This is a genomic window from Sphaerothrix gracilis Ecp01, from assembly GCF_030405905.1.
In the GTDB taxonomy this organism is placed as follows: domain Bacteria; phylum Cyanobacteriota; class Cyanobacteriia; order Phormidesmidales; family Phormidesmidaceae; genus Sphaerothrix; species Sphaerothrix gracilis.
Window position 1 is genome coordinate 19,220 of sequence record NZ_JASATW010000042.1, and the last position, 7,940, is coordinate 27,159.

At 48.9% G+C, this 7,940-nt stretch carries 6 protein-coding genes; 4 read left to right on the forward strand and 2 right to left on the reverse strand.

Annotation, left to right across the window (positions count from 1 at the left end):
- Window positions 1-45: 45 nt before the first annotated feature.
- Window positions 46-3,774, reverse strand: a complete 3,729-nt coding sequence (locus tag QJQ48_RS25855; protein ID WP_346294132.1) for a WD40 domain-containing protein — start codon at window positions 3,772-3,774, stop codon at window positions 46-48.
- A 340-nt stretch (window positions 3,775-4,114) separates the two neighbouring features.
- Between QJQ48_RS25855 and QJQ48_RS25860 the strand changes: the two genes are divergently transcribed.
- From QJQ48_RS25860 to QJQ48_RS25870, 3 genes are all read left to right on the forward strand, one after another.
- Window positions 4,115-5,104 carry an alpha/beta hydrolase fold domain-containing protein gene (locus QJQ48_RS25860; protein WP_346294133.1) on the forward strand — a complete coding sequence of 330 codons (990 nt, stop codon included), beginning with the start codon at window positions 4,115-4,117 and terminating at the stop codon, window positions 5,102-5,104.
- Between the two features lie 276 nt (window positions 5,105-5,380).
- Window positions 5,381-6,130, forward strand: a complete 750-nt coding sequence (locus QJQ48_RS25865; protein WP_346294134.1) for an SDR family oxidoreductase — start codon at window positions 5,381-5,383, stop codon at window positions 6,128-6,130.
- 49 nt (window positions 6,131-6,179) lie between these two features.
- The gene (locus QJQ48_RS25870; RefSeq protein WP_346294135.1) at window positions 6,180-6,629 is read left to right on the forward strand and encodes a cupin domain-containing protein; all 450 of its coding nucleotides are present in this window, start codon (window positions 6,180-6,182) and stop codon (window positions 6,627-6,629) included.
- Window positions 6,630-7,235: 606 nt separating this feature from the next.
- Here the strand turns inward: QJQ48_RS25870 and QJQ48_RS25880 are convergent.
- On the reverse strand, window positions 7,236-7,637 hold the full coding sequence (locus QJQ48_RS25880; protein ID WP_346294136.1) for a hypothetical protein: 402 nt from the start codon (window positions 7,635-7,637) through the stop codon (window positions 7,236-7,238).
- 99 nt (window positions 7,638-7,736) lie between these two features.
- On the opposite strand from QJQ48_RS25880, the gene QJQ48_RS25885 reads away from it, so the two are divergent.
- Window positions 7,737-7,940, forward strand: a 204-nt coding sequence (locus tag QJQ48_RS25885) for an IS1/IS1595 family N-terminal zinc-binding domain-containing protein (protein ID WP_428843094.1), incomplete at its 3' end; no start/stop codon positions are given.

Sequence of the window (7,940 nt, forward strand, 5' to 3'; positions counted from 1 at the left end):
AAAGAGGGTTTTCGTACCCTCATCTTCTTTTTGCGACAAAGCCCCTTAATGTTCGACTGCCCCTAATGCTTTCAGGGTAGATTTTTGAGCTACAGTTAAGCCAGTTGCCTCTCGAATATTCATGCCTTCATACAGGCGATCGGCTTTCAGCGTTTTGAGACACTTACCTGTTGTCGGGTTCCACAGCTTAATGGTTTCATCCTGACTACCACTGACCAAAATCGGACCTTTCCCGGATGGCAGGCTCACGTCAACCGGACTAAACTGAACTGAGCAGATCCGACTGGTGTGCCCTTGCAGCACTTTCTGGCAGGTGCCAGCGCTGACATCCCACAGCCGAATGGTTTGATCGTCACTGCCACTGGCTAAAATACGACCATTTGGGCTGAAGGCAACGGAGCGAACCCCACCAGTGTGATCCTGTAACGTTGCCAGGCACGTTCCGTCTTGCACATTCCAAAATCGAACTGAGAAGTCCAGGCTGCTAGTCGCTAGAGTCTGACCATCCGGGCTGAAGGCAACGGACAAAACCCAACCCGTATGACCGTGTAGGATTCTGAGGCAGGTGCCATCTCGCACATCCCATAGCCGCACAGTTTGATCATTGCTGCCACTTGCAAGGATGTGTCTATCTAAGGCGACTGACCAAACCCAACCCGTATGACCGTGTAGGATTCTGAGGCAGGTGCCATCTCGCACATCCCATAGCCGCACAGAGTCGTCATGACTGCCACTCGCTAACAATTGTCCATCAGGGCTGAAACTGACTGAGCAAACCCAACTCGTATGTCCCTGCAATGTTTGGTAACAGTTGCCGTCGTTGACATCCCATAGCCGAATGGTTTGATCCTCACTGGCACTTGCCGCTATTTGACCATTTGGATGAAATGCAACTGCCCAAATCCAATTGGTATGTCCTGGCAAAGCCTTGGAGCAAGTTTCTTGTCGCCAATCCCAGAGCCGCACGAGGGCATCATAACTACCACTAGCTAATATGGAGCCATCCGGACTGAAGCTGACCGAACGAACCCCATTGGCTCGTCCCTGAAACGTTTTGAGACAGGTGCCATCCTGGACGTTCCATAATCGAACTGAAAGGTCTGCACTGCTACTAGCCAGGGTTTGACCATCCGGATTGAATGCAACTGCCCAAACACAACTGCTGTGACCTTGCAACAGTTTGAAGCAAGTTCCGTCCTGCATGCTCCACAACCGCACTGAGCCATCCTCACTACTACTGGCAAGCATTTGACCATTGGGACTAAAGCTGAGTGAGGTGATCCAATCACTATGCCCTTGCAAGGTTTTACGGCAAGTGCCCGTCGCTACTTCCCACAGTCGAATGGTTCGATCGTCACTACCGCTGGCAAGGGTTTGACCATCCGGGTTGTTCGCATCGCGTTGCGGAGCAAAGGCAACTGCCCAAACCCAACTGGTATGTCCTTGTAAAGTTTTGAGGGTGGTTCTGCGATCAACATCCCATAATCGAATCGAAGAGTCTTCGCTGGCACTCGCCAGCATTAGCCCATTAGGACTAAAGCGAACTGAGGTGATCCCGCCCGTATGACCCTGTAAAACCGTCAGGCAAGTTCCGTCCTGGGCATTCCAGAGTCGAATCGTCTGGTCATCACTGCCACTGGCTAACAGTTGACCATTAGGGCTAAATGCGATCGTCCAAATCCGACTGGAATGACCTCGTAGGGTTTTGAGACAGGCTTCTGGAAAATGGTTGGAATCACTAGCCTTAGTTAGGTTTGCAGGATGAGACGGCTCAAAATTGATATTCTGCACATCCCACAACCGAATCAACGAATCATGGCTGCAACTGGCTAGCGTTTTTCCATCAGGACTGAAGCTGACGGACCAGATCCATCCGGTATGTCCTTTCCATGCCAAAACCTGTTGATTATCGCTCACGCGCCACAGGCAAATCTTGCCATCCACATCACCGGTTGCTAACAAGCTGCCATCCGGGTTAAAGCTGACTGATACAACGCTACTCAAGGTCTCTGCAAACACAGAGGTTGCCAAATCAGCGTTGCGAAAATTGCCTCCTGCCAAGTTGACCTGCCGTAAGTCGGCTTGCCATACGGCTAGATACGAAAAATCACAGTCTCGCAAATTGCTTTGCAGATGCACCAGCAAGTTGAGCAGGTTACCAGCAATATAGTTTGACTGAGGTGCTTGCTGCTGTTGCTGCTTCAACAGGGTTTTCAACTGCTGTTCAAGGGCTTGTGAATTGCCAAACTGGAGCAGCAACTGTTCAGCAATCGGTTCCACAATCAACCGCTTCTGCATCTCTCGGACATAGTCTTTTGCCTGAGCCTGGAGCAGGGCATGAGTTCTGATGCGCTCTGGCATTTTGCTGGCAATTTCTCCAGAGATGCACTGCACCAACTGATCGGTAGCATACTCCAACACCACAGGCTGGAGAAAGAACCGCCTACCTTCTTTTTCAATCAGCGTTCGCGGAGCGGTCTCTATGAGACATCGCCGCAACAACGACTGCATTGTATCCGTCAATCTGCGCTTAGACGCTTTAGTTGTAAGGTCTTCATTCAACTCGAACAGCGAGACGGGTTCTCGGTTAACGGCTAACCAAAAGAGGATCTCCTGCTCAACATCCGATAGGCGATCGAACTGGTGCTGGAGCAAGTCTCGAATGTCGTCAAAGACCGCTAACCCCTGCTGCACGTAGTCCAATATTTCAGCAATGTTGCCACTAAAGAGGTCCTGGGTTGTAGCTGCCAATATCTTCAGCGCTAGAGGGTTGCCGCTGTAATGGGTGACCAATCTTTCCCATTCTGAGTTGCTTCCCGCAAAGTTGCCTTTACTGCGAAATAGTTCTCGTCCGGCTTCTGGGTTTAGTCCTTTCAGCAGAAATGTTCTAACTGCTTGCTGTTCCCCTTCCAGCGGCACAATCTCTCTTGGCTTTTCGCGACTGGTGAGCAGCAAGCAACTTTGATGGGGGATTTCCCCAAGCTCTTTGAACAGCTGACCATAGCCTTCGTAGCCCGTTCGATACTGTGCCGATTGTCCGGCACTCAAGATCGTCTCGACGTTGTCCAGAATCAGCAAACAGCGCTTTTGACGCAACCCCGACCTCAGCTTCAGCAGTTTCCTATCCAGGCTACTCGACACAGCAATATCCTCTCCCTGTGCTCGCAATAGCATTGGCAACACCGTCTCTAACCACTCTGCAAACGGTGGGGCATTTTGCAGCGATCGCCACACCACCACCTCGAACTTGGTCTGAATCTGCTGCACCAGTTTGGCAGCTAGGGTACTTTTGCCGATGCCACCAATCCCCAGCAGCGTCACGACTCGACAGCGTTCCGTCACAATCCATTGCTCCAGGGTCTGTAGTTCCCCAGTTCGCCCACAGAACTGGGTGACATCCATCGCTTCTCCCCATTCAACTTGAGGCAGAACGGTTTGAACAGGGGTATCAAGCGAGGTAGTCGGTGGCTCAACGGCTAAAGGCTGGGTTTGGGTGGCATTAATCAGCGACTGATGCCACTGATATTCTAATGCCCCTCGAAAATTGGTTTTACTGACCGGCTCCCCAAAGGCTTGTTCCAGCAGACTCCAGAGTTTAGGACCAACGTTGCGCTTGATATAACTGAGCGAATAGCCAGATATATCAGCAATTTGTTCGTAGGTCTGCTCTTGCAAGGCTCCCAGTAGAACAGCTGCTTCTACTTCATTGAGCCGTCTACCCACTTTGGCGAAGACCAGGGAATTAGCAACGTGCAGGGCATCCTCTAAATCCATTGTCTTTGACTTTATTACTCTGTTAATGGTAATGACCTGATCTTACCTCCAGGTCAAGTGAACTTTCTGTTTTGAGCATCACCAGGCTAAAACCAAGGCAAGAGAGGGGGCTCAGCTAATTCAAGCCAAAATAGATGACGAAAAAGTTCACCTATCCTCCAGTATTTAGACTCGTTCTATTAACCTCAAAGTAGTGAATTTATAGGTAACGACAAACCCAAAAAACTTCTCTAATTTAGTGACATTAGGTTCAAAGTCGCGAGGGAAAGGAATTAGTAACACGACTTGGCAAGTTGAGTATTGGAAACTGTAGTTTATATCATCAACGAAAGGAGAACTTATGATTGCTCAAGTAAACTCACAGACAGTTTTAGAAGTTGCAGACGATCCGCGTCTTTCCAAGGAGACGAAAGCATTTTTGAAATTGCTGAATTCAGGTGGTGTACCGTTAGAGACATTACCGCCACTCGAAGCCCGTCAAGTCCTCGCGGATGCTCAAGCTACCGTTAAAGTAAACCTTTCAGGCATCGAAGAGTCTGAGAAAACGATTACCGCTGACGGGTATTCGATTACGATCAATATCGTGCGTCCTGAAGGAATTACGGGGATACTGCCTGTTTTCATCTTCATTCACGGTGGCGGTTGGGTGCTGGGTGATTATCCAACGCACAAGCGAATGGTGCGCGATCTTGTGGTTCTCTCAGGATTTACAGGAGTCTTCGTTAACTACACTCGCACACCCGATGCCCAGTATCCACAGGCGATCAATGAAATCTATGCTGCAACTAAATGGGTTTCCGAGCATGGTGAAGAGATTGGGGTGGATGGCAAAAATCTGGCAGTAGTTGGTAACAGTGTTGGTGGCAACATGACTGCTGTCACCACATTAATGGCAAAAGCAAAAGGGGGACCCCACATTAAGCTGCAAATCCTGATGTGGCCGATCGTCGATGCTGATTTTGAAACGAATTCCTATCAGCAATTTGGCGAGAAACGCTTCCTTACTACATCTCTGATGAAGTGGATGTATGACATGTACATCCTTGACCCAGAAAAGCGCAAAGATATCTATGCCTCTCCCCTACAAGCGACGCTTGAGCAACTGCAAGGCTTACCTCCGGCGTTAATTCAAATTGCTGAAAGTGATATTTTGCATGACGAAGGCGAAGCCTATGGACGCAAGCTCGATGAAGCGGGAGTGAATGTGACTACCGTGCAGTACAACGGCATGATTCATGACTTCGGATTGTTGAATGCTTTAGCCGAGCTGCCTGCAGTTCGTTCTCTGTTTGTTCAAGCGGCGGCTGAATTGAAGAAATATCTGCAATAGGTGGCGATCGCTTTTTAACACCCAGATAAATTGGTAGCACCTTGGAAGAAACGGTGTTGCTGATTCAAAGTATGAACTGATAGCTGCAATGACTGGGATCTCGTTCAAGTTCCTGCAAATTTATACTGCTATTCAGCAACGCCGAAGAAATGATAGTGAGAGCATGGGATGGTAAGAAAGCTTCACCGTCTCACCATCACTCCATTAAATCTGTGCTCTTTTCTAAATAGGACTACCAACGAGTCAATTGTTTTCTAAATTAGGAGGAATTTTGTCATGAGAATTGTTGTCATTGGTGGGCGTGGACTGATTGGGAAGAAACTTGTAAATGGACTTCGTGAGCGCGGACATGAAGCAGTAGCAGCATCCCCTTCTTCGGGTGTCAATGCGGTCACGGGCGAGGGATTGGCTGAGGTGCTGGTGGGCGCTCAGGTTGTAGTCGATGTCACCAACTCCCCGTCTTTCGAAGATGCGGCAGTGTTAAAGTTCTTCGAGAAGTCATCTCAGAACCTGCTGGCAGCAGAGGTAGACGCTGGTGTGGGTCATCACGTCGCGCTGTCAATTGTTGGAGTCGATCGCATCCCCGATAGTGGTTATATGCGGGCAAAAGTTGCCCAGGAGAAGCTGATTAAGTCCGCTGGAGTCCCTTATACGATTCTTCGTGCTACCCAATTCTTCGAGTTCGTTGGAGCGATCGCTCAATCTGCTACAGAGGGGCAAACGGTTCGCTTACCGTCTGCCTTTATCCAGCCTGTGATGTCGGATGACGTTGCTGCCACACTGCTCGATATCACTCTTGGCGAACCAGTAAACGGCATCGTTGAACTAGCAGGGCCCGATCGACTCCGTTTCGACGAACTCATCTACCAATTCCTGAGTGCAAATTACGATACCCGTCAGGTAGTTGTAGACACTCACGCTCGTTACTTCGGTGCAGTATTGAGCGATCGCTCTCTCGTTCCAGAGGGCAACTCTCGCATCGGTTCGACCCGTTTCGAGGATTGGCTCAACCACGCGACCAGCTGACAATCAAGATGCCGAATCAGTAACTGATATTCATTGAAGGAAAGCAGAAATGTTCACTAAAACCTTTTACAGAGTTACATGTTTTACTTTCTCTCTATTCATAGCAATCTCCGTATTTACAACTTCTCCTGTATTCGCAGCTTCCAATGAAGGGTCTACTCATGCGTCTAGGGTATCGTTGGTCTTTGATCGCACCATTCCCAACGTGGATGGAAAGAGCGTGAGAGGTGTGCTAGTCGAATATGCACCAGGTGGCTCATCACCCGCCCATACCCATGCAGCCTCGGCTTTCATCTATGCAACCGTGCTGCAAGGTGCAATTCGTAGTCAAATTAATAACAATCCGGAGCAGGTGTATCATGCTGGTGAGAACTTTGTCGAAGAACCTGGCGATCATCATCGTGTTAGTGCCAATGCCAGTGATACTCAACCCATGCGTATGCTAGCCGTCTTTGTTGTCAATACCAGTGAAGAGACCCTGACGATACCCGACAGATAAGGGGCAATTGAATAACTCCTTCAAAGTTGAGCTAGCTCATAAAAGCGATTGTGCGTTGTTGTGTAATCAAATTAGAGATATTGTCAAAAGTTGACAGGGGCGGCAAAAAGACTGCTGCGGTAAAAGAGGCTTTTTAATTTTTGGGAGGTAGTTTGCCCTATAATCGCATCAAAATTGGGCATTGCTGAATTAAGAGATGAACCTATAGGGAACTGGAACATCGTTGAACTTAAGGCAGTGAAGTAACAATCGGGCAGAGTAATCCAGCCTTTCTACGAACTTAGAACAACAAAGTGTCTTGCGGTGCAGTCAGGCTAGGCAGTACCGCAATCGTGTGTTTTCTCTTCCGTCCAAGTTGGGTAGGTTTTACAAGCAATCTGACCGCCATCAGGAGCAAAGCTGGGGTACACTGACCACTCATTAGTGGCGTAAAAATAGCAGTTCCAGATAGCAATCAAAGAGAATCTTTATCAACTAGCGCTTTGCTTTAAAAAAGTCAGTTCGTAGTCCAAAAGTACTTCTACTTTGGAGTGGGTCACCCCCTGGAAACCATTCCAAAAACTGATCAATGGAAGCGCCATCTTTAAGATTAAGGATTGAGCGGCATTAAGCGGCGATCGCCGCTGGTAATACATCGAGTCCTGGCAGTTGGTTACCTTGAGCAATGAACTGCTCAACGAGCTGACGTTCTTCGGTATACTCATCGCGGTAGATTTGCTCAAGGCCGGAACGGATCATCTCCAGGATTTCGGGGAAGGTCATTATTGCTTCGACAACCTGCTGGCCGTAGTGTTGGCGGATAAGATTGCTTGGATCATAGTCAGCCGAAACCATGAAGGTCACAATCTCATAGGCTTCTAAGTAACCTTGAGCGATCGCCTGAGCATGCAGCCAGATAGCGGCATTTTTCCAGGTGGAGCGGCAACGTAAATCACCAAAGCGCAGTTTAACTTGGGCTACGAGCAAGATCCTGTCCAAAATGGGCCATTTGATCTGAAACTCTTGCATAGCAATGCTTCAATCATGGGTAGTCCACTAATGTAAAGGATAGAGAATAAAGGTGACCTATCTACCGTGTTCTGAGGCATGAGCGCGATGGCGATCGAGATGACCTGCCCCACCTGCGGTTCCCACGACATCTCAAAGAACGGTACAACGCGCCGGGGCAAGCAAAACTACAAGTGCCGAGACTGTGGACGTCAGTTCGTCGAAGACCCGCAATGGAAACCCAAAGACAAAGACACTATCGGTCTCGTCACCTTACTTCTATTGGAGAAGATTCCCTTAGCCGGTATTGCCCGAGTCACTCAG

Coding starts and splice junctions, on each gene's coding strand:
- QJQ48_RS25860 (WP_346294133.1), top strand. CDS start 4,115: ATGATTGCTCAAGTAAACTCACAGACAGTTTTAGAAGTTGCAGACGAT.
- QJQ48_RS25855 (WP_346294132.1), bottom strand. CDS start 3,774: ATGGATTTAGAGGATGCCCTGCACGTTGCTAATTCCCTGGTCTTCGCC.
- QJQ48_RS25870 (WP_346294135.1), top strand. CDS start 6,180: ATGTTCACTAAAACCTTTTACAGAGTTACATGTTTTACTTTCTCTCTA.
- QJQ48_RS25880 (WP_346294136.1), bottom strand. CDS start 7,637: ATGCAAGAGTTTCAGATCAAATGGCCCATTTTGGACAGGATCTTGCTC.
- QJQ48_RS25865 (WP_346294134.1), top strand. CDS start 5,381: ATGAGAATTGTTGTCATTGGTGGGCGTGGACTGATTGGGAAGAAACTT.